Source organism: Pseudidiomarina sp. CB1, assembly GCF_024752025.1.
In the GTDB taxonomy this organism is placed as follows: Bacteria; Pseudomonadota; Gammaproteobacteria; order Enterobacterales; family Alteromonadaceae; genus Pseudidiomarina.
In genome coordinates this window covers 793,640-816,904 of sequence record NZ_JANTPU010000001.1, presented here as the reverse complement: position 1 = coordinate 816,904, position 23,265 = coordinate 793,640, and the positions used below count along the sequence as shown (strand labels likewise).

27 protein-coding genes and 2 tRNA genes are annotated in these 23,265 nt (G+C 49.4%); 13 read left to right on the top strand and 16 right to left on the bottom strand.

Annotated elements, in window-relative coordinates; genetic code table 11:
* From NV375_RS03935 to NV375_RS03905, 7 genes are all read left to right on the top strand, one after another.
* Positions 1–444 (top strand): hypothetical protein, encoded by a 444-nt coding sequence (locus tag NV375_RS03935; RefSeq protein WP_258807046.1) that lies wholly within the window; start codon positions 1–3, stop codon positions 442–444.
* 96 nt (positions 445–540) lie between these two features.
* A complete protein-coding gene (locus NV375_RS03930; RefSeq protein ID WP_258807045.1) occupies positions 541–1,491 on the top strand; it encodes an adenylate/guanylate cyclase domain-containing protein in 951 nt (316 codons plus the stop codon).
* On the top strand, positions 1,488–2,009 hold the full coding sequence (locus tag NV375_RS03925; RefSeq protein WP_258807044.1) for a Pycsar system effector family protein: 522 nt from the start codon (positions 1,488–1,490) through the stop codon (positions 2,007–2,009). Before NV375_RS03930 ends, NV375_RS03925 begins: the two co-directional genes overlap by 4 nt.
* 20 nt (positions 2,010–2,029) lie before the next feature.
* The gene (locus NV375_RS03920; protein WP_258807043.1) at positions 2,030–2,620 is read left to right on the top strand and encodes a hypothetical protein; all 591 of its coding nucleotides are present in this window, start codon (positions 2,030–2,032) and stop codon (positions 2,618–2,620) included.
* A gap of 157 nt (positions 2,621–2,777) precedes the next feature.
* Positions 2,778–3,185, top strand: a complete 408-nt coding sequence (locus NV375_RS03915; protein ID WP_258807042.1) for a GFA family protein — start codon at positions 2,778–2,780, stop codon at positions 3,183–3,185.
* A gap of 109 nt (positions 3,186–3,294) precedes the next feature.
* Positions 3,295–4,605, top strand: coding sequence for a CynX/NimT family MFS transporter (locus NV375_RS03910; RefSeq protein ID WP_258807041.1), 1,311 nt, complete (start codon positions 3,295–3,297; stop codon positions 4,603–4,605).
* On the top strand, positions 4,602–5,003 hold the full coding sequence (locus NV375_RS03905; RefSeq protein WP_258807040.1) for a GFA family protein: 402 nt from the start codon (positions 4,602–4,604) through the stop codon (positions 5,001–5,003). The genes NV375_RS03910 and NV375_RS03905 overlap by 4 nt, the downstream gene beginning before the upstream one ends.
* Positions 5,004–5,020: 17 nt before the next feature.
* Here NV375_RS03905 and NV375_RS03900 read toward each other — a convergent pair whose 3' ends face one another.
* The gene (locus NV375_RS03900) at positions 5,021–5,338 is read right to left on the bottom strand and encodes a DUF1330 domain-containing protein (protein WP_258807039.1); all 318 of its coding nucleotides are present in this window, start codon (positions 5,336–5,338) and stop codon (positions 5,021–5,023) included.
* Between the two features lie 86 nt (positions 5,339–5,424).
* Between NV375_RS03900 and NV375_RS03895 the strand changes: the two genes are divergently transcribed.
* Positions 5,425–6,243 (top strand): alpha/beta fold hydrolase, encoded by an 819-nt coding sequence (locus tag NV375_RS03895; protein WP_258807038.1) that lies wholly within the window; start codon positions 5,425–5,427, stop codon positions 6,241–6,243.
* On the opposite strand, the gene NV375_RS03890 is transcribed toward NV375_RS03895, so the two are convergent.
* Complete coding sequence (locus NV375_RS03890) at positions 6,237–7,433, bottom strand: DUF3500 domain-containing protein (RefSeq protein WP_258807037.1); 1,197 nt, start codon at positions 7,431–7,433, stop codon at positions 6,237–6,239. The genes NV375_RS03895 and NV375_RS03890 overlap by 7 nt on opposite strands.
* Positions 7,434–7,542: 109 nt before the next feature.
* Here NV375_RS03890 and NV375_RS03885 point away from each other — a divergent pair, with 109 nt between their 5' ends.
* Positions 7,543–7,719: a DUF6435 family protein gene (locus tag NV375_RS03885; RefSeq protein WP_258807036.1), complete on the top strand. Its 177-nt coding sequence runs from the start codon at positions 7,543–7,545 to the stop codon at positions 7,717–7,719.
* Positions 7,720–7,735: 16 nt separating this feature from the next.
* Here the strand turns inward: NV375_RS03885 and NV375_RS03880 are convergent, their stop codons facing one another.
* The 11 genes from NV375_RS03880 to rsxA are packed head-to-tail and all read right to left on the bottom strand — an operon-like array spanning position 7,736 to position 15,963.
* Positions 7,736–8,353 (bottom strand): DUF2238 domain-containing protein, encoded by a 618-nt coding sequence (locus NV375_RS03880; protein ID WP_258807035.1) that lies wholly within the window; start codon positions 8,351–8,353, stop codon positions 7,736–7,738.
* Positions 8,354–8,384: 31 nt separating this feature from the next.
* The gene (locus NV375_RS03875) at positions 8,385–9,083 is read right to left on the bottom strand and encodes an ion channel protein Tsx (RefSeq protein WP_258807034.1); all 699 of its coding nucleotides are present in this window, start codon (positions 9,081–9,083) and stop codon (positions 8,385–8,387) included.
* 1 nt (position 9,084) lies between these two features.
* Positions 9,085–9,750 (bottom strand): ribonuclease T, encoded by a 666-nt coding sequence (gene rnt, locus NV375_RS03870; RefSeq protein WP_258807033.1) that lies wholly within the window; start codon positions 9,748–9,750, stop codon positions 9,085–9,087.
* Positions 9,747–10,145, bottom strand: coding sequence for a lactoylglutathione lyase (gene gloA, locus NV375_RS03865; RefSeq protein WP_126770716.1), 399 nt, complete (start codon positions 10,143–10,145; stop codon positions 9,747–9,749). Before gloA ends, rnt begins: the two co-directional genes overlap by 4 nt.
* 11 nt (positions 10,146–10,156) lie before the next feature.
* Positions 10,157–10,795 carry an endonuclease III gene (nth, locus tag NV375_RS03860; RefSeq protein ID WP_258807032.1) on the bottom strand — a complete coding sequence of 213 codons (639 nt, stop codon included), beginning with the start codon at positions 10,793–10,795 and terminating at the stop codon, positions 10,157–10,159.
* A 22-nt stretch (positions 10,796–10,817) separates the two neighbouring features.
* Positions 10,818–11,504 carry an electron transport complex subunit E gene (locus NV375_RS03855; protein WP_126770713.1) on the bottom strand — a complete coding sequence of 229 codons (687 nt, stop codon included), beginning with the start codon at positions 11,502–11,504 and terminating at the stop codon, positions 10,818–10,820.
* The gene (rsxG, locus tag NV375_RS03850; RefSeq protein WP_405035614.1) at positions 11,501–12,130 is read right to left on the bottom strand and encodes an electron transport complex subunit RsxG; all 630 of its coding nucleotides are present in this window, start codon (positions 12,128–12,130) and stop codon (positions 11,501–11,503) included. Before rsxG ends, NV375_RS03855 begins: the two co-directional genes overlap by 4 nt.
* Positions 12,130–13,188, bottom strand: a complete 1,059-nt coding sequence (gene rsxD / locus NV375_RS03845; protein WP_258807031.1) for an electron transport complex subunit RsxD — start codon at positions 13,186–13,188, stop codon at positions 12,130–12,132. Before rsxD ends, rsxG begins: the two co-directional genes overlap by 1 nt.
* Complete coding sequence (gene rsxC, locus NV375_RS03840) at positions 13,185–14,819, bottom strand: electron transport complex subunit RsxC (protein ID WP_258807030.1); 1,635 nt, start codon at positions 14,817–14,819, stop codon at positions 13,185–13,187. The genes rsxD and rsxC overlap by 4 nt, the downstream gene beginning before the upstream one ends.
* The gene (rsxB, locus tag NV375_RS03835; protein WP_258240213.1) at positions 14,819–15,382 is read right to left on the bottom strand and encodes an electron transport complex subunit RsxB; all 564 of its coding nucleotides are present in this window, start codon (positions 15,380–15,382) and stop codon (positions 14,819–14,821) included. Before rsxB ends, rsxC begins: the two co-directional genes overlap by 1 nt.
* The gene (gene rsxA / locus NV375_RS03830; protein ID WP_258807029.1) at positions 15,379–15,963 is read right to left on the bottom strand and encodes an electron transport complex subunit RsxA; all 585 of its coding nucleotides are present in this window, start codon (positions 15,961–15,963) and stop codon (positions 15,379–15,381) included. The genes rsxB and rsxA overlap by 4 nt, the downstream gene beginning before the upstream one ends.
* Positions 15,964–16,159: 196 nt before the next feature.
* On the opposite strand from rsxA, the gene NV375_RS03825 reads away from it, so the two are divergent.
* The gene (locus NV375_RS03825) at positions 16,160–16,723 is read left to right on the top strand and encodes a phosphatase PAP2 family protein (protein WP_258807028.1); all 564 of its coding nucleotides are present in this window, start codon (positions 16,160–16,162) and stop codon (positions 16,721–16,723) included.
* Positions 16,678–17,742, top strand: a complete 1,065-nt coding sequence (locus tag NV375_RS03820; RefSeq protein WP_258807027.1) for a glycosyltransferase family protein — start codon at positions 16,678–16,680, stop codon at positions 17,740–17,742. The genes NV375_RS03825 and NV375_RS03820 overlap by 46 nt, the downstream gene beginning before the upstream one ends.
* 4 nt (positions 17,743–17,746) lie before the next feature.
* Here NV375_RS03820 and NV375_RS03815 read toward each other — a convergent pair.
* From NV375_RS03815 to NV375_RS03805, 3 genes are all read right to left on the bottom strand, one after another.
* Positions 17,747–17,823 (bottom strand) — tRNA-Asn (locus NV375_RS03815).
* A 43-nt stretch (positions 17,824–17,866) separates the two neighbouring features.
* Positions 17,867–17,943, bottom strand: a tRNA-Asn gene (locus NV375_RS03810).
* A gap of 534 nt (positions 17,944–18,477) precedes the next feature.
* Positions 18,478–19,692: a pyridoxal phosphate-dependent aminotransferase gene (locus NV375_RS03805; RefSeq protein ID WP_258807026.1), complete on the bottom strand. Its 1,215-nt coding sequence runs from the start codon at positions 19,690–19,692 to the stop codon at positions 18,478–18,480.
* Between the two features lie 169 nt (positions 19,693–19,861).
* Between NV375_RS03805 and NV375_RS03800 the strand changes: the two genes are divergently transcribed.
* Positions 19,862–21,241, top strand: coding sequence for an MATE family efflux transporter (locus NV375_RS03800; protein WP_258807025.1), 1,380 nt, complete (start codon positions 19,862–19,864; stop codon positions 21,239–21,241).
* Entirely contained in the window at positions 21,241–23,265 is a 2,025-nt protein-coding gene (gene uvrB, locus NV375_RS03795; RefSeq protein WP_126770697.1) for an excinuclease ABC subunit UvrB, read from the top strand. Before NV375_RS03800 ends, uvrB begins: the two co-directional genes overlap by 1 nt.

The window sequence follows — 23,265 nt, the reverse complement described above, 5'->3', positions numbered from 1 at the left end:
ATGAGTGAAGAACCAATTCAAATTGATCCCGAAGCCGCCTCTATTCAGACGCATCTCGGAATTATTCAAAATGTCATAGAGCGCATGTCCTCAAATAGCACAAATTGCAAAGCTTGGTGTGTCACATTGGTTGCTGCTGTTCTTGTCATAATCGCAGACAAAGGAAAGCCAGATTATGCGTGGATTGCGCTTCTACCGACGGTGGTATTCTTGGCTCTTGATGCATATTACTTGGCGCTAGAAAAAGGGTTTCGCAACTCTTACAACCAGTTTGTTTCCAAGCTCCGAACTGGAAGCCTTACCGAAATAGACCTTTACTCAGTCATGCCCGTTGGAAATATGTCAAAACTACAGCTTGACGCTGTCAAATCTTTTTCAGTGTGGGGCTTCTACATTTCCCTAGGTGTCTTAATTGGAGTGACAAAATGGATAGCGTTGGGTTGAGTTCACCTAACAAGCGCATGTTGTCGGACTGGTTTTCCGCTGCGCTCCAAACCAGCCGCAAATGCGAGTGTAATAGCGAAGAAGTAAGGAGTCATTTTGGCACTTGACGATTTTTTAGAGGAATTGGATGAAGAGGTTAAGGCTGTAAATTCATCTGACTTTGAGATAGAAATCATTGAAACCGATTTTGTGCCTTCATTTTCAGATGCGAACATTACATACGATAACCTTGATACGAAAAAGAAAAAATGTAAACGGCTGGAAAGTTGTGTTTTGTATGTAGACATTCGAAATTCAGCGAAAATAAGTGCTGAAAGGCAGCCAAAAACATTAGCCAAGATGTACTCAAGTTTTGTTAGAAGTATGATTGCTTGTGGGCGATATTATGGCGGACATGTGAGAAACATAATAGGCGATCGTGTCATGATCGTCTTCGATAAAGAAAACTGCTTCACGAATGCTGTTGATACAGCAATACTAATGAATAGTGTTTGTAAGCATATTTTAAACCAAAGAATCTCATCGTTTGAATTTAGTGCAGGCATTGGAATAGATTACGGTAAGATGCTAATAACTAAGTCAGGCGCGATAAGGCAAGGTGACGAGAGAGAATTTTATCGAAGTCTAGTTTGGTTGGGCAAGCCAGCTAATACCGCTTCAAGGTTGACCGATTTGGCAAATAAAAATGGTTCATACTCTAAAAGTCGAGTATGCCAAGGAGTACATTACCCACTAACTGACGTATGGTCATGGACTGATGTTACGTTTGAACAGTTTTTAGGCTCTTTAGAGGTGACTTATTCTAGGAGTCTGCGCCATAAAGAAGAGTACTTTAAATCCTTCTTTCTTAAAGATTTGGGGCCATATACTTACAGCAACAGTCCAATCCTAATGACCAAGTCCGTATTTGAGGGGCTAAAAAGGGCAAGGCCAAATGCTGACTCTATCACCAATAATTGGTGGTCACTGGAGGATCTGGAAGTGAGAGACTATAACGGTGAAATCTATGGCGGGGACGTAATATTTACGGCGGTTAAAGACATATGAATAAAGATGATATTGATCTGCTTGATAAAACACTTTCAAAGACTAATGACTGGCTAAAATTTGCAGAAGCAAAAAATGGCGCGATTGTTGCTGTTGTTTGTACAGTTATGTTTGGAGTAAATAGGGTAGTCGTTAGTATGGAGGAATTGCCCGGCTATTTGTCAGTTTATATTTTAGCTTTCTTTGTCTTATCATTGCTATCGTTGGTGATTTCCCTCTGCTCATTTATACCCAGACTAAAGAAACCCTTCTGGCTAAAAGCCGAAGAGAAAAATAGCCGTGACAACCCATTCTACTTTGGCGATGTATGTAAATATGATGGCTATAGCTACCTGAAACTTTTGGGGATGACTGACAAAAGCCAGGACAAGGTTGTTGAAAAGCTGGCGGATCAAATAGTTATTAATTCAAGAATAGCTTCTCTAAAATATGGCTTGTTTACTAGTGCAGTCTGGTTGTTTATATCTTCTTTGATTACACCATTTGGAGCGGCATTTTTATGGATGTTGAGAGAGTAGGCCATAACAAGGTGCTGCTAATGTCCAGGAAAAATAGCCATGTAGTAAATTTCGAAAAATTGCCACCGCTCTTTCCCACAAGTCGGCACGCCCCCGAATTTTGGGAGGCTTTAGGCAGAGCAGTGGCAACTTTCGGGTTTCTAGAGGAAACCTTGGCAAAAGCAATCTTCGCGTTTACAGCAACGAAGCCATATAGCGATGAAGAAATTCATAAGGCATTAGATGAATGGCTGCCTAAGTTACAACTAGCATTGTCCGATCAGCTCTGGAATTTAACTGAATCATACGGCAAAGCCGTTCGTGAGCACCCTGAGGCCACAATCGAAAATCTTGATGAACTTCTTGATCAACTAAAAGAAGCTTCAAAGGTTCGTAATATCATCTGTCACGGGTCGTGGCGTTCGCCAAATTCTGAAGGCGCATCGGTTCCATTCTTTGTGAACCGGCAGCAAGAGCGCTTTGAAACACCAGTTGATGTTGCGTACCTAAAACAACTCCAGTGCCATGTGTCCGAGCTTATAAGTGCTGTGGTGGATACAGTGACACATATGGGGTGGCAATTTCCGGGTTCGAACGGGCCTGGCAAGGTTGTCTGGGAACCTGGAAGATGAATAAATTGCCTAACAAGGCCGTGAACTCGGACGCATTTTTCGTTCGCTACGCTCACTACAAATGCGCCGGTTACGGCTGGCGTTAACGTCCGCTCTTGGCACAAAGCGGAAGAACGGTTTTATACCCCCACAGCAAAAACGGAGCATGCGACCAAGTATGACCCTAAACCTAAAACAAGTGGATGGCGTTCCCATTCAACCGAAGCACAAAGCTACGTGTCACTGCGGCGCGGTAGAGATTGAATTAACTTTGCCCGACGGGCTTGTCGATGTGCGCCGTTGCGATTGCTCCATGTGCCGTCGAAGAGGCGCCATAGCTGCGTCAGTGCCTTTGTCAGGTATCAATATCGTGAAGGGTGCGGAATTGTTGACGTTGTATCAATTCAACACACGAACGGCAAAGCATTATTTTTGCTCCAAATGTGGCATTTACACCCATCATCAGCGGCGTTCCAATCCGAGCCAATATGGCTTTAATGTGGCATGCTTAGAAGGTATTAATCCGTTAAAAATTGAGGGTATTCCGACCTATGATGGTGTGAATCACCCTGCGGATCGCAGTTAACGAACAGACTCTTTTCTTTCGAAACCCGAGAATGGCTCCTAGACTTGTAGCACGACTCCCGAGAATGACGAGAGTCTAAATCCGCCGCCCATTGACGGGAGACGATACGATGCAACAGGTCTCAGGAATGCGTTTTGCGCTGGTTGGTGCCATTCTTATTGCGATAAGTTTTGGCCTAGCGCGGTTTGCCTTTGGTTTGTTTGTGCCGCAGATTCGGGCCGATCTTGCACTTAGTGCGAACACCATTGGTACCATCGCGGCGCTTCCGCTCATTAGCTTTGTCCTTATCAGTTTAGTTGCGCCTCTTGTTACTAAGTACTTTGGTGCGCGTAATACCACCGTTTTATCTGCGGCATTTGCCGTTGTCGGTTTGGCGCTGATGAGTCAAGCCAGAGGGCCCATTCTGCTTGGTGTTGGCGTGGTTGCGTGCGGTGTCTGCACGGGCTTGATGATGCCGGCGCTCACCGCTGCCATGCAGGCGTTGGTTGATCGCTCCATCCACGGGCGTGTGAGCTCAGTTATGAACGCCGGAACCAGTATTGGTGTCGCACTTTCTGTTCCCGCAGTGGTATTGCTTGTTGGTGCCTGGCGTTACGCCTATTTCTCGTTCACGCTGTTTGCCATTGTCGGTGTGTTTCTTGCGTGGTATCTCATACCGTCGGTTTCACGCGTTCGTCCGTCAGATGCCGCACCGCCACCTAAGATCACGGTAAGACAAAGTTGGCGCTTGTTCAGCTTATTCCTGTTTGCCTTTGCTATGGGCTTTATTGCATCGGCGTATTGGACCTTTGGGCCAGACTTAGCCATCAACCTAGGCGCACTTTCATCGCAGCAAAGTGGTTGGCTTTGGCTAGCGCTTGGCATTGCCGGATTGGGTGGGGCGATTATCAGTGATTTGGCCGATAGAAATAATCCCGCTATCACGCACGCATTGATGCTGATGATGTTAACAACCAGCTTGACCTTGTTGGCTGCGAGTCCTGGGCAAATTTATCTTGCGGTCTTTTCAGCGATGATTTTCGGCTTGGCGTACATGAGCCTTACGGGACTATATTTGATGACCGCCATTCGTTTGTTGCCGGGACACTTGTCGGTAGGGCCAGTGTTAGCTTTCGTGGCTTGTGCGCTGGGTCAAGCTGTAGGTTCGCCAATTATTGGTCTGTTTGTCGAGAAACTTGGCTACGCCGATAGCTTTTCAATGTTCGCCGCAGCGGGTATTTTTATATCGCTACTATCGCCACTGTACCCTGGGCGTACTGAACTTGAGAGTGGCGCTCCTGAAGATGAAGCTGGGCTCCAAGCTGCGTATGACTATCAGCTGCTTGATGATGAAGGCGAGCCGTTGCAAAGCGATTATTCAGAACAAGTGGAGCAGGAAGAACCTAAACTCCCAGCTACGTTAGACAAGGAAAATCAATGACAATCCACCGCGGCTCATGCCTTTGTGGCACGGTTAAATTCGAAATTGAAGGCGAGTTCGACAGCTTCTTTTTATGTCACTGTAAGCACTGTCAAAAAGACACCGGCTCGGCGCATGCTGCCAACTTGTTCTCGCAGTCTGCGGAACTGAATTGGCAAGCGGGTGAGAAGGCGGTGACGTCCTATTCGCTGCCAGACTCGCGCCATAGTAAAAGCTTTTGCAAACACTGTGGTTCGGCTTTGCCGAATACGCAAAACGAAGGGTTGCTGGTAGTTCCGGCGGGCTGTCTCGATACGCCCGTCGCGATCGCGCCAACCGCTCACATTTTTACCAAGAGCAAAGCCGAGTGGGAAGACATAATCGCGGCAGCGCCAGAATTTACTGGTTCACCTGAATAGATTTATTTGAGCAATCGTCACTTCAGCAGCGGGCGTAAGTCATCCAGTTTATCAAACAGGTGCCAGATGTAATTTTTGGTTCCATTCTCGCGATGCGGATGCAAATCGGCAAGGGCAGGGTCGTTGCAGTAGCTGTCAAATGCCTGTTTAGACTCCCACTCGACCAAGATCATCACAGTACGTGGGATGATATCGCCCTGTGCGGCTTCTTTGAACTTACCAAGTGAAATGACTTTGCCGCCATGGGACGTCACTTCTTTGACTGAGCGGCGCGCGTAAGCAAGGTATTCCGCTTTGTTGGCAATGTCGAAAAGGTTGAGCGCGTAAACGGGCATTGCTATGTCCTTCTGTGGGTTTGTTCGTTTGAATAAGTTATTATGAAACTACACACAAGCCACGTCGTTCACAAGCGCTAAACACCATGAAAATTATCACTTTTATCTGCCTTGCATTGCTTTCACTTCCTGTTTCTTCGAACGAACCGCACTTCGTTACCATTAATGGTCATGCCATGGAGTATCAGGACCAAGGTGAGGGCAAAGTTACGCTATTGCTCGAGGCGGGTGGTTCGGCGGGACTTGTTGACTGGGATCCCGTTTATAACGAACTTACCAAGCAGTATCGCACCATTCGTTATTCGCGCTTGGGGAATGGCAATTCCGCGCAGATTCGCAAGAACTACAGCTCAGAAGAATACGCGGATGAAGCACTCGCCTTGCTGGAAGCTTTGAAGGTCGAAGGTCCGGTCGTGTATGTGGCGCATTCGTATGGCGCCTACATTGCTCGGGTGTTTGCCGCACGCTATCCCGAGCGAGTCGCAGCGCTGATGTTGATTGAACCAGCGTCAGAACATGACGTGGATATCATGCGAGCCATCGATCTAGAGCAAGCGGAAAAAGAAATTGCGCAGGTGAAGCTCGATGATATGCAAAACGGTATGTCGAACCAGTATCTCGATTTTTGGGCAAAACGCCCGCTACCTGATTATGAGCAGATTGGTGATATTCCCGTTACGGTAATAGCGTCAGTCAAAACCTACGACGACCCACCGCTGTTGTTTTTCACCGACGAGGCACGTGCAATGTGGGGGCAGCTCCATAAAGACTGGGCCGAAGCCTTTCCACAAGGACGTGCGGTGCTCACCGACAAGAGCTACCACTTTCCGCAACGCGATGAACCTGAGCTGGTGGTGGCCGAGGTTCATCGTTTGGTTAGGCAACTATCCTTATCAATTCAGTGAGCGTGCTTTGCTAAGTGTTGTCCTAAAAGGTCTTTACCATAATCGTTACCGTTCGGAGTCCGCACGATAATATGAATATGGTCACGCGTAGGAATGCCTGGCTGATTAAGCATGGCAGTTCCTACAGGGCGTTGATGGTCGAATTCGATGAGCAACACTGGGCTGTGGATACGATAGTAAAAGACGCTCTCTTTCGTAGTACCACCGATCCAGGCAAACCAAGTATCATTGAGATGAGTTTTTACTTCATCCATCCTAACTTCCGCATGGCCTTCACGCAGGTTACTGATATAAAGACTAATTAACTCTAGCAATTCTTGTTGCTGTGTCGCAGTCATGGCAGCGCCATTGAGTCCTGCATAGTCAAGTACCAGGTTATCTTTGTGTGCACCGGCTTGCATGTCATCTTTGGTCTTGCGGGTGTCCAAAGTAGCCTTTTTTTGCTGTTCGGCAGAGAGCTTTTGCATGAAGGCTAAACCCTGATTTTGTTCGTTTTGAAGGACTGTATTTCCGGCGTACTTGCCGCTGGTGGTGATCGCTGGTTCAGCGCCCCAAAAACTGGGGGTCATGACCACTTGATCGCCCATGACAAAGTAATTGATCACTAAATGATGCCCGTCGAGTTGCCAACCCCATGGTTTTTTTTCACTAGGCGTTCCCATGACTGTTAAGAAATACAATTGCTCGTCAAGGAACAGGCTGTCATTTAATTCGGCTAGGGTTTGATCGGTTTTCATGATGTTGCGACTCAGTTCTATACCTTTAGCGCTGAGCGAGACTTGAAATAAATGCCAAGCAGCAGCACGTTGCTGTTCGTTCATTTCTTTAAGGCTTAATCCCTGACGCACGTAAATGCCATTATCAACGTTAAACCATCGGCGCCATTCAGGATCGTCGACTGCAAACTGGGTACGAATTAATTCGGGTGCCGACAAAAGGCTCAAATAAGCTTGTGCAGCACGGACAATCGGCGCTGTGCTGACGCCGGTTTGTTTGATTGGGAATAGACCTTCTCGTTTTCCAGTCGAGGTTGTGATGCCACGAAAGTCTGCTGTTAACGCCTCGACTTCAATTGCGGTAAAACGTTTCTTTACATTGAGATGTCCATCGCTATAGCTTGCTTCTTGGGCAAAGCACACCGAGTCACTTATTACAGTAAGCAAGCAAAACAATAGAACAAGAGGGCGCATGATCGTTTTCCTTATGCGAAGAAGCAAGCTACTAGTATAGTCCACTCCCAGAAAACCGTTTGAAAGCCGTAAACGTATTACTCTGAAACCAACAAAATGAGTGACAAAGATGTTTGGATTATTTAAGTCGAGCCCGACCAAGAAGATGCGTAAAGAATTGGAGCAACTGCAAAAGAAAGCGATGGAAATGCAACGCAACGGTGACATCCGTGGTAGTTCGCATATCAGTCAAGAAGCTGATGAGCTGTGGAAGAAGATTCAGGAAACTGAGGCCGCTGAGAAGTAAACAGCGGCCTTACGATCTAACCTCGGTTCCAGCGTGAAAATGCGAACAGCACTAAGGTGGTGATAGCACCAAGGGTGTCGGCGAGCATGTCTTTTTGCGCGTCCCAAACGTCGCCTTGTGAACCTAAAAATTCAATGCCTGCGTCACCACCTTCAATGACGGCGAACTGCCATTCGATCATCTCGTAGGCTGCAGCGACCGACATAATGAAAAACAAACCGAAGAACATGGCGGTGACAGGGCGAGCCCACTGTTTACGCACCAGTAGTTCGGCGGCACCGTAGGCATAGAAACCTACGCTAAAATGGGCGATGCGGTCGTAGTGATTGCGTTCGAAATCGAAGGTGTTGGTAACCCAGTCAAAGGGCACATTGGCAAAAGTATAATGCGCGCCTATGGTGTGCATAACCAACAAGACGCTCATGAGCACATAAGCGGTGTTGCTAAAGCGAAAGACACGATAGGTGGCGAGCAAACCGGCAAAAATGGCCATGATGGGGATCATTTCGGCCCACCACACGGTCACATCTGCCGGATTGATGTAGGACCACACCATGGTGGCAACGATAACAATGGCGAGAAAGTGCGGTACACGTGCTTGCCAACCTGAGTAATTCGGTGCCGTTGCGTCCATGGGGTGTCCTTATTGTTTTATGTAATGAACGTTAGAAATGAACCTTCAACAACAAATTTAAGTTACGCTCATCGATGCCGTCAATGCCAAATTTATTGTTCCAATGCGCGTATTCGAAGCCCACATAGAAGCGGTTGCTGTAACCCAGCATTGGGCCAAGGTTGTACTTCAACTGCGAGGTGAAGTTCATTTCGGCAGCGTGACCGGTACTGGCCGATGACCAATCCATAAAGCCGTCATAGTAGAATTCGCCACCTAACGGTAAGCCCCAGACTGCGGTGAGCTGGTAATTGCTCTCGTAGAAGTCATTGCTGCGGCGGTAGCCGTTCAATTGAAAGTAATCGAAACCTGGTAGGCGCAAGTCAGTGCCAAGGCCGACTAAGTAGTTGTCAAAGCCATCGCCGATTTCCCAAGTGGTGGCAACATAGACGCCGCTAAAAAAGCTGTCATCGCTAAAGTTCATCACGCTGAAACGCGGTGATAATTCGGCGTAGGTTTCGGTGAAACCGTCATCAGAGTCTAAGCGGTCGACAAACAGGAACGAGTCGCCCCAACTATGGCCAGCCGCGTGTTCAAAGGTCAGCACTTGGCGGTCACTGTCACCGACTTCGTAGTTGCTGCCATTCAAGTAGGTCAGGCTGACGTCTTGCCATAGGATTTCTGCTTGTGCGCTAGGCGCAAAACCAACAACGGCTGCCATCGCGGCAGCAAGGCTTACTGGGTATTTCAACTTAGTCTTCCTTACGTGATGATGAGTCTAGTGATGAGGGCGAAAGGGGCCAGCCACCTAGGTTTTTGTAGCGGTTGACCATCCAACAAAAGAGTTCAGCGGTGCGTTCGGTATCGTACACCGCTGAGTGCGCTTCTTTGCTATCAAAGGCAATGCCAGCAGCCTGGCAGGCTTTGATCAGTACCGTTTGGCCGAGTGTTAACGCAGCGAGAGCTGCGGTATCGAAAGTCACAAACGGGTGAAACGGATTGCGCTTTAAGTTTGCGCGTTCGGCCGCAGCCATCACAAAGCCATGATCGAAAGTGGCGTTATGGCCGACCAACACTGAACGCTGGCAGCCCGCGTCTTTTTGCGCCTTGCGGATCGGTTTGAAGATTTCTTTTAAGGCTTCTTCTTCGGGCACCGCACCGCGCAGCGGCGAATCAGGGTCTATGCCATTGAAATCAAGCGCCGCTTGTTCAATGTTTGCGCCCTCAAACGGGTCGACGTGATAGTGGAAGGTCTGGTCGGGGTGCAACCAGCCTTCGTCGTCAAACTTTAAGGTTACGGCGGCGATTTCTAACAGCGCATCGGTTTTCGCATTAAAGCCAGCGGTCTCGACGTCGATGACCACCGGCAAATAGCCGCGAAAACGTTGTTTCATTAGACTTGCGTCTGAATCACTCATAAATCGTCGCTTGGTTTGCGGTCAATAAGCTCAATAGCATAGCCGTCAGGATCGCGTACGAAGGCAATCACGGTTTTGCCGCCTTTGACTGGACCTGGCTTACGATACACGTCGGCGCCTTTGGCCTCGAGTTGTTCGCATAAGCCATAAATGTCTTCAACGCCAATAGCAATGTGACCGTAAGCGTCACCCATGTCGTATTCACTTTTGCCCCAGTTGTAGGTCAGTTCTAGCACGGTATGATCTTTCTCGTCGCCATAGCCGACAAAAGCAAGGGTGTACTTGTATTCTTCGTTGTCGGCTTGGCGTAGCAGTTTCATACCGAGGAGTTCGGTATAGAACTTGATCGAGCGCTCTAAGTCACCGACGCGTAGCATCGTATGTAACATTCTCATGGTCGTACTCCTTACTCGTCTGAGGTCTTTTCTTTAAATTCGCACAAATCTTCAATAATGCAACTGCCGCAACGCGGTTTGCGGGCAATGCAGGTGTAGCGGCCGTGCAAAATAAACCAATGGTGGGCGTCGACTTTGAACTCTGCTGGGATCACTTTTTCCAGTTTATCTTCAACGGCGCGCACGGTTTTGCCGGGGGCGAACTTGGTGCGGTTCGAAACGCGGAAGATATGGGTGTCAACGGCAATCGTGGGCCAACCAAAGGCGGTATTCAGCACGACATTCGCGGTCTTGCGACCAACGCCGGGTAGGTTTTCGAGCGCCTCCCGATCTTCAGGCACTTCGCCGCCATGGTCATTGACCAAGATCTCACAGGTTTTGATGACGTTCTCGGCCTTGGAATTAAATAAGCCGATGGTCTTTATATAGTTTTTAACGCCATCGACGCCAAGTTCCAGCATTGCCGCCGGTGTATTGGCCGCCGGAAATAACTTGCGTGTCGCCTTGTTCACACCAACATCGGTTGCTTGCGCTGACAGCAGCACGGCAATTAAAAGCTCAAAGCTCGAGTTGTACTCGAGCTCTGTGGTTGGGTTCGGATTATTTTCACGTAGACGCGTTAATATCTCGATGCGTTTTTGTTTGTTCATAACCTGTTCTTATTTTGCTTTCTTACTGAGACGTGACACGCGCACGGGTGACTTCTTTTACCGGCTTGGCTTCACGTTGCTCGCGGTAATGGTCGATCCAATTTTTACCGGCGATAATAAAGCCCATGGCGATAAATGCACCTGGTGGCAGAATCGCGAGTAGCAGCGGATAATCCACCGAGAAAATTTCAATGCGAAGCGCTGCTGCCCAGTCGCCGAGAAGTAAGTCAGCGCCGTCGAACAGCGTACCGTTACCTATCACTTCGCGTATGCCACCGAGCACGATCAGCACTAAGGTAAAGCCAACGCCCATCATCAGGCCGTCAAAGGCGGCTCTTCGCCAAGGATTCTTTGAGGCAAAGGCTTCGGCGCGGCCAATAATCGCGCAGTTGGTAACGATCAATGGGATAAAAATCCCTAGTGACTGATACAAGCCGTAGACGTAGGCATTCATCAGCAGTTGTATCACGGTAACGAAGGTGGCGATGACCATCACGAAGACGGGGATACGAATTTCTTTCGGAACCCATTCGCGCACGAGCGACACGGTGATATTCGAGCCCACTAACACTAGTAAAGTTGCTAAACCAAGACCTAGGGCGTTAGTCACTGTGGCGGTGACCGCCAAGAGTGGACATAAACCTAACAGTTGGACGAGGGCGGGGTTGTTCTCCCACAAGCCATTCCACGAGATTTCTTTGTAACTCATGCAGCACCTCCACAGTTCGTGGGTTGTTGCGCCCATTGTTCTTTGTTGGCTTTAAAGGTTCGCACAGCGCGAGCCACGGCTTGCACTACCGCGCGCGGGGTGATGGTCGCCCCCGTAAACTGGTCGAATACGCCGCCGTCACGCTTTACTGCCCAGCGTGAGTCATCACTGCCTTTCACCGTCATGTCGTTAAAACTGGTGATCCAGTTACTTTTACGACGTTCGATTTTATCGCCAAGTCCTGGCGTTTCTTGATGTTTAAGCGTACGCACACCGGCCACACTGTCGTCCCAACGAATAGCGACAAGCAGACGAATCGCTCCGGAGTAACCATTTGGTGCCACCACTTCAATGCCCGCCGCAGTCGGCTCGCCGGCCAAGGTGGCAAGGTACATCGGTGTCGGTTCGTTAGCGAGTGCATCGTGCTCAATCAAACGACATGAGGCATACAAGTCGTTGTCGTGAATCTCGGCTGGCAGCAACTGGTTAAGTACTTGCAGCAACTCGCGTTGTTCCTCACGGGCGATAGGTTCGGCGGTCAAACGCGCGGTTAACATGACCAGTAGCGTTGCGACAATGGCAAAGGCTGCAAGGATCAGACCATTCCGTTGCATGCTTTTAGCAATCATGAGCGACCTCCGTGACCATAGGCAACGGGTTGTGTGTATTTATCGATAACCGGCACTGTCATGTTCGCCAGCAACACCGCAAAGGCCACGGCGTCGGGGTAACCTCCCCAAGTCCGGATGGCAAACACGATAAAGCCAATGAGTGCGCCGAAGTAGAAGCGGCCGCGATTTGAGGTTGCTGCGGTAACCGGATCGGTGGCAATAAAGAAGGCGCCGAGCATGGTTGCACCGCTGAGTAAGTGCATCAGCGGCGAAACGGTCTGATCAGGGGCGAACAGCCATGCCAGAGTGGCTGGGATCATTAGACCAAGTAGCATGCCGCCAGGGATGTGCCAGCTGATAATACGTTGTTTCAGGAGTACCAAGCCCCCCAACAAGAATGCAAGGTTCACCCATTGCCAACCAAGCCCTGCCAGCTCACCAAAAATCGGCTGTTGCAGCGCCTCACCCACAGTTAACTGATGATTCAACGCGGTCCGCAGACTATCGAGCGGCGTCGCCATGGTTAAGCCATCGGCCCCCATACGCAGTTGCTCAAGGTTATAACCGGCAGGGGTGAAACCGGTGAAAATCACTGAAGCACTATCAAGAAAGCTTAACTCAAACTGGCTAATTTGCTGCGGTAGTGGCCAACTGGTCATTTGCACAGGAAAACTAATCAGCAACAACACATAGCCAGCCATTGCTGGGTTAAAGATATTTTGCCCAACACCGCCGTAAACGTGTTTCACAACAATGACCGCAAATGCCGTTCCGATAACGATCAGCCACCATGGCGCAAGGCCAGGAATACTAATGGCGAGTAGTATGGCGGTAACGAGGGCGGTGTGATCGCGCCAAGCAAAGCCGATGGGGCGACCGCGTAAACTCATGCACGCAGCTTCCGCCACCCACGCGGTGATGATGGCGAGGCCAAGTTGCCAGATCACGCCCCAGCCAAAGAAGTAGATTAACGCCAATAGGCCTGGGATTAACGCCATATAAACCCAACGCATAACTTGCTGTGTCGTTCGGCGTTGATGGCTATGAGGTGAGGCCGCGAGTTTAAAGGTCATGCGTTGTTCTCTCCATCTTTAGCCTCGTTCTTGCCTTCAGTCGTTGCTTGCTCAGCCGCCGCTTTTTGCTGTGCGGCTTTACGTGCTTTCGCGCGGGCAATCGCAGCTTGTACTGCATCTTGCGGGTTATCGCCGCCAGATTTCACTTGTTCTGCTTGGGCTTTCTTGCGCGCTTCTGCAGCTTTACGGTGCCGCTCTAAACGCTCTTCCTTCTCGCGTTCGAGACGTTCTTGGCGTGCTTCGAAACGTTCGCGAGCAATCTCAGCCTTGGCTTTTTCACGCGCCATATTACGCACTTCTGCTTTCGCTTTACGGTAATAGTGGACCAGCGGGATTTCACTGGGGCAAACATAAGCGCAAGCGCCACATTCGATACAATCAAACAGATTTTGCTGTTCAAGGCCGTCGTAGTCTTTCGCTTTTGCCAACCATTGTAATTGTTGCGGTAAGAGTTGCGCAGGACAGACATCCGCGCAGGCGCCGCAGCGAATACACGGCATTTCTTGTTGCGCCGGCGCAAGTTCGCTAACGTTAGGTAAGAGCAAACAGTTGGTGATCTTAACCACTGGAACATTAGTGTCGGGCAGGGTGAAGCCCATCATGGGACCGCCCATGATAATTCGCTGTTCGTCACTTTGCCGCTCAAAGCCAGCTTCGCGTAACACTTCAGCAACTGGCGTGCCAATACGCACCCAATAATTACCGGGGCGTCGTACCGCTTCGCCAGTTACAGTCACTACCCGTTGCGTTAACGGCTCACCATCGCGAATCGCGCGGCTAACAGCGTAGGCAGTGCCTACGTTTTGCATCAACAAGCCGATATCAATCGGCAAGCCACGGCTTGGAACTTGGCGTCCTGTCAGCAATTGAATCAGTTGTTTTTCGCCACCTGACGGATATTTGGTGGGGACGACGCGCAAACTAAATTGCGGATAGTCTGCGAGTGCTTCTTTGAGTGCAGCAATGGCTTCGGGTTTGTTGTCCTCAACGGCAACCAAGCCTTTCTTGGCATCCGCTAAGTGTAATAAAATTTTTGCGCCGTCTAAAATCGTCTTTGCATGTTCACGCATTAAACGGTCGTCGGCGCTAATGTAGGGTTCGCACTCAACGCCATTAATGATCAAGTAGTCAATCGGCCGTTGCAAGGCGAGTTTTTGCGCGGTCGGAAAGCCAGCTCCGCCCAAACCTGCGATACCTGCAGCGCGAATGCGTTCGAGCAAATCAGCGCGCGCGACCTGCTCGTAATCCGTTAATCCGGTGTGCGCTATTGCTTCATCTTGGCCGTCGGCAGCAATACGAATGACGATGTCGGCCATCCCTGAAGGATGCGCAATACGTCCGGGACCAATGGCGGTAACCGTTCCCGAGGTGGGGGCATGCACGGGTAAGCCCATGCTCACGCCACTTTTCGTTAATGGCTGACCGCGTAAGACGCGTTCACCTACCGTAATACAGATTTCCCCAGCCGCGCCAGAGTGCTGTTTAACAGGCACCACGTAACTATCTGCTAATGGCATGTCGGCTATTGCGGTTTGATTCGACAAATCTTTGCGCTCGGGTGGATGAATACTACCAGGAAACGACCAAATTTGGCCAGCTTCAATCGCTTTAATGTTTGCGCTTGAGGACATTACTGCTTTGCCTCCACAATTTGCACTGGGATTTGTTCTAAATCCCACTGCCAATTTTCTGGTCGCGTTGGAACGGGCACCATATCAATGCAGTCAACGGGGCAGGGTTCAACACACAAGTCACAGCCCGTGCACTCGTGTGCGATGACGGTATGCATTTGCTTGGCAGCACCAAGAATTGCGTCGACGGGGCAAGCCTGAATACATTTGGTGCAGCCAATACATTCGTCTTCGCGAATGACGGCAACTTTTTTGACGTCTTCTTCACCGTGCGCGGCATCTAATGGCTTCGCTTCGACGCCAAGCAAGTCAGCAAGCGCTTTAATGGTGGCTTCACCACCTGGTGGACATTTATTAATTTCGTCACCATTAGCAATGGCTTCGGCGTAGGGGCGACAGCCAGGGTAACCGCATTGGCCGCATTGGGTTTGTGGCAGAATGGCATCGATTTGGTCGACGATCGGATCGCTCTCGACTTTAAAACGTACCGCGGCAAAGCCCAGCACGAGGCCGAATACCAGCGCTAAAACACCAATAGCAATAAGGGCAGAAACTAAACTCATGAGAACGTCACCAAGCCGCTAAAGCCCATAAATGCGAGTGACATAAGGCCTGCGGTGATCATGCCTACGGCTGCACCTTTGAATGGCAAAGGCACATCGGCTGCAGCCAAACGCTCACGTAGTGCTGAGAATAGAATCAGCACTAGTGAAAAACCAAGGGCGGCACCGAGACCGTAGATAATGGATTCGATGAAGTTGTGATTCTCATTAATATTTAATAACGCTACGCCCAACACGGCACAGTTCGTAGTGATCAATGGCAGGAAAATACCGAGCAAACGATACAAGGTTGGACTAGTTTTGTGTACCACCATTTCCGTGAACTGCACGACCACGGCAATAACAAGAATAAAGCTCAAGGTCTGTAACGCCATCAGATCGAGCGGTGCCAGCAAATAACGATTGACCAAATACGAGCAAACCGAGGCAAGAGTCAGCACAAAGGTCGTCGCCGCAGACATACCCACAGCGGTTTCAAGCTTGTTGGATACCCCCATAAATGGGCATAAACCAAGAAACTTTACTAACACGAAATTGTTCACTAGTACCGTTGCCACAAGCAACAGCAAGTATTCACCCATGTCTCTCGTCCAAATTTGCGCAAATAACTTGCGTATTATCGAATGTTTGAAGCTTTGAAACAACCGACAGACTGTAGTGTTATTCGACTTTTGCGGAAATTTTCGGCAATTGTCATCGAATTTTCACAAGACTGTCGCATAAACGCCATGTTTGCCACGTACTTTAGCTGCAGTTACAGGAACCAAGGAGCCTGTTATGGTGCGTTGGCTAGCTACCTTAAGCCGTTACGACCAGCAATGGTTTTGTTGGTGTTCTGAGCGGTCGCAAAGCTTTCAGCAACAGTTCTGGATTCGCTGGGTGTCGCGCTCCGGAGATGGTTATGTTTACGCCATTGTTGCCTGCCTACTCTACCTTACTGAGCCGAAAGATGGCAGTGTTTTGCTGCAGTTACTTGCGCTAGGCTTTGCTATTGAAGTTCCCCTGTTTATCGTCATTAAACGTGTGCTAAAGCGCGCACGACCGTATCAGAAATTGTCGATTAAAGCCGTTATTCAGGCCCATGACCAGTTTAGCTTTCCGTCGGGCCATACCACTGCCGCATTTTTATTCGCCGCCTTAGCCGCGAGTTTCTTTCCTCAGCTTTCCTGGTTGTGGTTCAGTTGGGCCACAGCAGTAGGCATATCTCGCCTGTTATTAGGTGTTCATTATCCGGGCGATATCGTCGCTGGTGCCTTATTAGGCACTGCATTAGCGCAATTTGTTAGGAGTTACGCATGCGAATTCTTATTGGAGTGCAGGGTACTGGCAACGGCCATTTGAGTCGTTGCAGCGCGCTTGCCGAAGCCTTAGTTTCAAAAGCCGTACACGTCGACTATTTAGTTTCGGGGCGGGCGCCTGAACACTTTTTTGATATGGAGGCCTTTGGCACATGGCAATGGCGTAAGGGCTTATCATTTGCGGTCAAAGACGGGCGTATTGACTTGAAGGCGACAGTGCAACAGAACGACTGGCGCCAGTTTTGGCGTGACGTTAACGGCTTAGATTTAAGCCCATACGATCTCGTTGTAACGGATTATGAGCCAGTTGTTGCTTGGGCTGCTAAACGGCAAGGTAAGCGCTGTATTGGTATGGGCCGTCAATATGCTTTTATGGGAAAAACCAAGTCGTTACGGTTGCCGTGGATGTATCAGCAAATGCTGCGCTGGTTTGCTCCTGCTACTGACATCGTTGGCATGCATTGGATCAGTGATGGCGCACACATTGTGCCGCCAATTGTCCATCAACGCGTGGCAGCACAACAGCCGGAAGTAGGGCATTATCTGGTGTATTTGCCGTTTGAGTCGCTACTGAGCGTGCACCGTCTATTGGTCAAGTTTCCGCAGTACAGTTTTAGCGTCTTTCATCCCGAGGCGAAGCGGCAACGTATCGCTGGAATTGAATACTATCCGCCTTCACGTCTACGTTTTGCTGAGCAGTTTGTACGCGCAACTGGAGTTATCAGCAACGCTGGCTTTGAAACGAGCTGTGAAGCACTTACCTATGGCAAAAAACTGTTGGTGCGGCCATTAGCCGGCCAATTTGAGCAGCTAGCCAATGCGCGATGTTTAGAAGAGCTTGGTTTGGCGACACAGCTCACCAGTCTAACTGAGCAGGGGTTGGCGGATTGGTTCGCAACCGCTGAAGCACAACAGTGTTATTGGCCAGATGTCGCTGAAGCTTTGGCCCAATGGCTTACGTCAGGTGCGCAAGAGAGTGTGGCTGAGTTAAGTAGACGTTTGTGGAAGCGTGCTGAGGTCGATAACTATCGTGCACTTTTGCGTTCGGAGTTGCTTGCTTAAAGCTTGGCTCCCCAGGTTGGATTCGAACCAACGACACATGGATTAACAGTCCACCGCTCTAACCAACTGAGCTACTGGGGAATCGATAGGGAATGTGTTGTTTCATGTTATTGAATGATGATGTTGGCTCCCCAGGTTGGATTCGAACCAACGACACATGGATTAACAGTCCACCGCTCTAACCAACTGAGCTACTGGGGAACACATCAAACAACGGATGCGAATGTTAAAGGTGCCCGCGCGGGCTGTCAATAGTAAAAACAAGCAAAAATGCGCGTTTGCACGTTTTATGTGCAGGGGCTCTGAGAATTGTTTTTGTCAAGTCGTAAAAAGTGCTGCGACTATAACATAACTCATAATGCGCAATCGGTCGCGGTTATCCACAGTAAGGGCAAACTCGCGCCACTCGTGGGGTTGCCGATCTTATCCACTAAATCTGTGGATAACCTTGTGGGCAAATATGTGAGAAGCCTTGAAACTCGTGCTGTAGGGCGGAATTAAGAGGTTGCTTAAAAAGTAACTCTTGATTTTTAATTTCTTTAAAAACATATAGTTACAGTAAGTCTTTGATTTGCGCCCAAATGCATTTACACAATCTAAAAACTGTATATCAAAGCAACAGGGGTTGTGTATTTCTTCATAACTTTGGTGAATTTTTGACAGCTCGCAAAGCCTGAAACGAAGCTGTTTCAGGCTTTGTTATAAAAAGTTCATATGACAGGACTGTCGTGTTTGTTAACTTGCGTTACTTGCGAATGCTTTAATGCGTGCGACAGCCTCTTTTAGGGTGTCCAAGTCGGTGGCAAATGACAAACGGCAGTGACCAGGGGCGCCAAACGCAGAACCCGGTACTAATGCAACCTTATTCTCGTTTAACAGCGCCTCACACCATTCAACATCGGTGCTTAGGTTTTTAGCCTTCATCATTTCTTCAATATTAGCGAAGGTATAAAAGGTACCGTCGCCCTCTATGCAACGAACGCCAGGGATGTCATTCAGGGCTTTCACCAAATAATCATGACGCGCTTTGAACGCTTTGATCATGGTAGCGATGCAACTTTGGTCGCCGTTTAAAGCTGCTAGTGCTGCATATTGACTGATGCTTGCAGGGTTTGAGGTACTCTGCGACTGAATCTTCTTCATTGCAGCAATGAGTGGCGCTGGGCCAGCTGCGTAACCGATTCGCCAGCCGGTCATGGCATAGGCTTTAGAAACCCCGGAGAGCAGTACGATGCGATCTTTAAGGTCATGTGCCGCCATGGCAATGTTGGCGAATGGAAAATCTGCCCAGAGAATATGTTCGTACATGTCATCACTGGCAATCAACACTTGCGGATGTTGACGTAACACCTCAGCAAGGGCCGCGAGCTCTTCTTTGGTATATGCGGTGCCCGTTGGATTCGATGGACTATTTAAAAACAGCAAACGGGTTTTTGGCGTAATTGCCGCCGCCAACTGGTCTGGGGTGATCTTGTAGCGTTGCTCAATGCCAGCTTGAATAAACTTAGGCTCGGCGCCAACCAGCTTCGCCATGTCTGGGTAGGAGACCCAATAAGGAGCAGGTACTAATACTTCGTCACCAGGATTCAGCCACGCGCTGAGTAGATTAAAAATACTATGCTTACCACCCGCAGAAATCAGGACTTCATTCTTTTCATAAGTAAGCTGATTATCGCGCTTAAACTTGTCGATGACCGCTTGTTTAAGCTCGACAATTCCGTCCACCGCAGTGTACTTGGTGTAGCCTGCATCAATGGCTTGCTTGGCGGCCTCTTTAATGAAGTCAGGCGTATCAAAATCAGGTTCACCTACCCCTAAACCAATCACATCATGACCAGCAGCTTTAAGTTCGGCCGCCTTTTGCGAGACAGCAAGGGTAGGAGAGGGTTGGATTGCATTAACACGATCAGACAATGTGTAGTTCACGGCGATTTCCTGTGGATCTAACATAAGCAGGTGGTTCGTAAGAAGGTATGTACTATATGATCCTCACTGATTGTTGTCCATGATCGGAAGTGGATCTCGCTTGAATTTTCCGCGCTTACATGGCGCCTAAAAACGATATCCGTTACACTAGGCGACTTTATATTTGACCCGCGCAAACACTCTAGGAAGCTCAATGGCGTCAGCAGTATCGGCACGATCTTTGGTAAATGACCCTATCCCACGCACGTTGTGGCAGATGACGTGGCCAGTGATCATAGGGGTGCTGACCTTGATCAGTTTCAATGTCGTCGACACTTTCTTTGTTGGTATGCTTGGTACCGACCCGCTGGCCGCGGTCAGTTTTACCTTTCCTGTCACGTTTACCGTGGTTAGCTTGGCGATTGGCCTAGGTATTGGTACCTCAGCGGTGTTAGCCCGTAAGCGCGGCGCCGGGCGTGAAGAACACGCGCGTTTTGACGGTACGATCGCGTTAGTTGCTTCGGCGTTATTAGTGGCGAGCTTGTCGGTATTGGGCTTGCTGTTAATGGATCCGATTTTTGCTGCGCTACAGGCACAAGAGCGACTGTTGCCACTGATTCATGACTACATGTACATTTGGTTCGCTGGGGCGACGTTATTGGTGATTCCAATGGTCGGGAACGCTGTTTTGCGCTCGTCGGGAGATACCCGAACTCCGTCATTGATTATGGCCTCAGGCGGTTTACTCAACGCGATCTTTGATCCGATTTTGATTTTTGGTCTTGGCCCCGTGCCCGCTCTGGGCGTGCAAGGAGCGGCTTTAGCGAGTCTTATCAGTTGGACCATCGGTACGGTCTTGGTGTTGTGGTATCTGAAGTACAAGGACTTGATTAGCCTTAAAGTTCCGCAAGATGCGCATCCATTACGTTCAGCGCGACAAATTTTAGCGATTGGCATGCCGGCCGCCGGCGCGAATATGTTGACCCCACTGGCGATGGCCGTGCTCACGGCCATTATTGCTGGTTATGGTGCACCGGCGGTTGCGGCCTTTGGGGTAGGTACGCGACTTGAATCGTTAGCTAGCGTGATCATTTTGGCGCTGTCGATGAGTTTACCTCCGCTGATTAGCCAGAACTTTGGGGCGATGCAGTTCCAACGTGTCAAGGATGCCTACACCACCGCGCTACGCGCAGTGATTGTCCTGCAACTCGGTATCTACTTATTGTTGTTGGTGACCGCGCCTTATATTGCAATGGTGTTCACCGATGATGCTGAAGTAGCGCGTTTGATTCGTTTGTTTATTTACATCATGCCGTTAGGCTACGGTATGCAGGGCGTTATCATCTTGACCAATTCGAGCTTCAATGCCATGCATGCGCCGATGTCAGCGCTTTGGCTGAGTATTTTCCGACTCTTTGTCATGTTTGTACCACTAAGTTATATCGGCTCGTTGCTAGCTGATATGACGGGGCTGTTCATTGGTGGTGTGGTTGCTAATTTTATCACTGCAATGTTGGCATGGTATTGGTTTAGACGTTTCTTGCAGAAAGAATGGGCACAAGATGTGCAAAATTCGCAACAGGAGGCTGTGTAATGGCGCGTGCTTTTGAACTGGTTTCCGATTACCAACCCGCAGGGGATCAGCCGCAGGCAATTGAAAAGCTTGTTGATAATCTCGACGCGGGTTTGGCGCACCAAACCTTACTTGGCGTAACAGGTTCGGGCAAGACGTTTACCATGGCAAATGTGATCCAGAAGATCCAGCGACCAACGCTGATTCTGGCACACAACAAAACCTTGGCGGCCCAGTTGTACGGTGAAATGAAAGAGTTCTTTCCGAACAATGCGGTCGAATACTTTGTGTCGTATTACGACTATTACCAGCCTGAAGCTTATGTGCCAACGACCGATACATTCATCGAGAAAGATGCGTCGATTAACGACCACATTGAGCAAATGCGCTTGTCGGCTACCAAGGCGTTGATGGAGCGTCGCGACGTCGTCTTGGTCGCATCAGTTTCCTGTATATATGGTTTGGGTGATCCTGAGTCGTACATGAAAATGATGCTGCACCTGCGCCGCGGTGACATCATTGACCAACGTGATATTTTACGCCGCCTAGCACAATTGCAATACAAGCGTAACGATGCAGCGTTTGAGCGTGGTACTTACCGCGTACGCGGTGAAGTGATTGATATTTTTCCGGCCGAATCGGATGAAATGGCGGTTCGGGTTGAATTGTTCGATGACGAAATCGACCGCATCAGCTTTTTCGAGCCGTTGACAGGGCAAGTCATGCAAGCGGATGTGGCGCGTGCAACAATTTACCCGAAGACGCACTATGTTACGCCACGTGAAACCTTGTTAAAAGCCATCGAGAGCATCAAAGAGGAGCTCAAAGAGCGCCGTCAGCAGTTGCTCGATGCGAATAAATTAATCGAAGAGCAACGCATTACGCAACGCACGCAATACGACATTGAAATGATGCTCGAGCTGGGCTATTGCTCGGGGATCGAGAATTACTCACGCTATCTGTCGGGCCGTGCGCCCGGCGAGCCACCACCGACGCTGTTGGATTATTTACCAGACGACGCCTTGATGATTATCGACGAGTCGCACGTTACCGTGTCGCAAATCGGTGCTATGTACAAAGGTGACCGGTCGCGTAAAGAGAACCTCGTCAATTATGGCTTTCGCTTACCATCGGCGCTCGACAATCGGCCGTTGAAGTTTGAAGAGTTTGAAGCTATTGCACCGCAGCGCGTTTATGTAACTGCGACACCCGGCCCCTATGAACTGGAAAAGTCGGCCGGTGAAGTTATTGAGCAAGTTGTGCGGCCAACGGGCCTCGTTGATCCGACGATTGAGGTGCGTCCGGTCGCAACGCAAGTGGATGACTTGATGTCTGAGGTACGTGAGCGTGTGGAACGCAATGAGCGTGTGTTGGCGACCACCTTGACGAAGAAAATGGCTGAGGATCTCAGTGATTACTTGGACGAGCATGGCATCAAGGTGCGCTACTTGCATTCCGATATCGATACCGTGGAACGTATGGAAATTATCCGCGACCTGCGCTTAGGCGAGTTTGACGTGTTGGTCGGTATCAACTTGCTTCGTGAAGGTCTTGATATGCCGGAAGTCAGCTTAGTGGCGATTCTCGATGCCGATAAGGAAGGCTTCTTGCGCTCAGATCGGTCACTGATTCAGACGATGGGGCGGGCCGCCCGAAATGTGAATGGTAAAGCGATTCTTTATGCCGATAAAATTACTGGTTCGATGCGCCGCGCAATGGATGAAACCGAACGCCGTCGCGCGAAGCAGATCGCCTATAACGAAGAACACGGCATTACGCCGCAGGGTTTGAATAAACGCGTCACCGATGTGATGGATTTGGGTGGTGCACGGCAACGTCGGCGCAACTATGATGAACGCAAAGCCATCGCTGAGGCCGAAGCTAAATACGATGTTAATCTGAATGATCCCGTGGCGATTATGAAGGTACTCGAGAAGAAAGAAAAAGAGATGTACCAAGCTGCCAAAGACCTTGAGTTTGAGAAGGCTGCGCAATTACGTGATGATGTCGCGAAGCTGCGCGAGCGCATTAAGTTATTGGGGTAG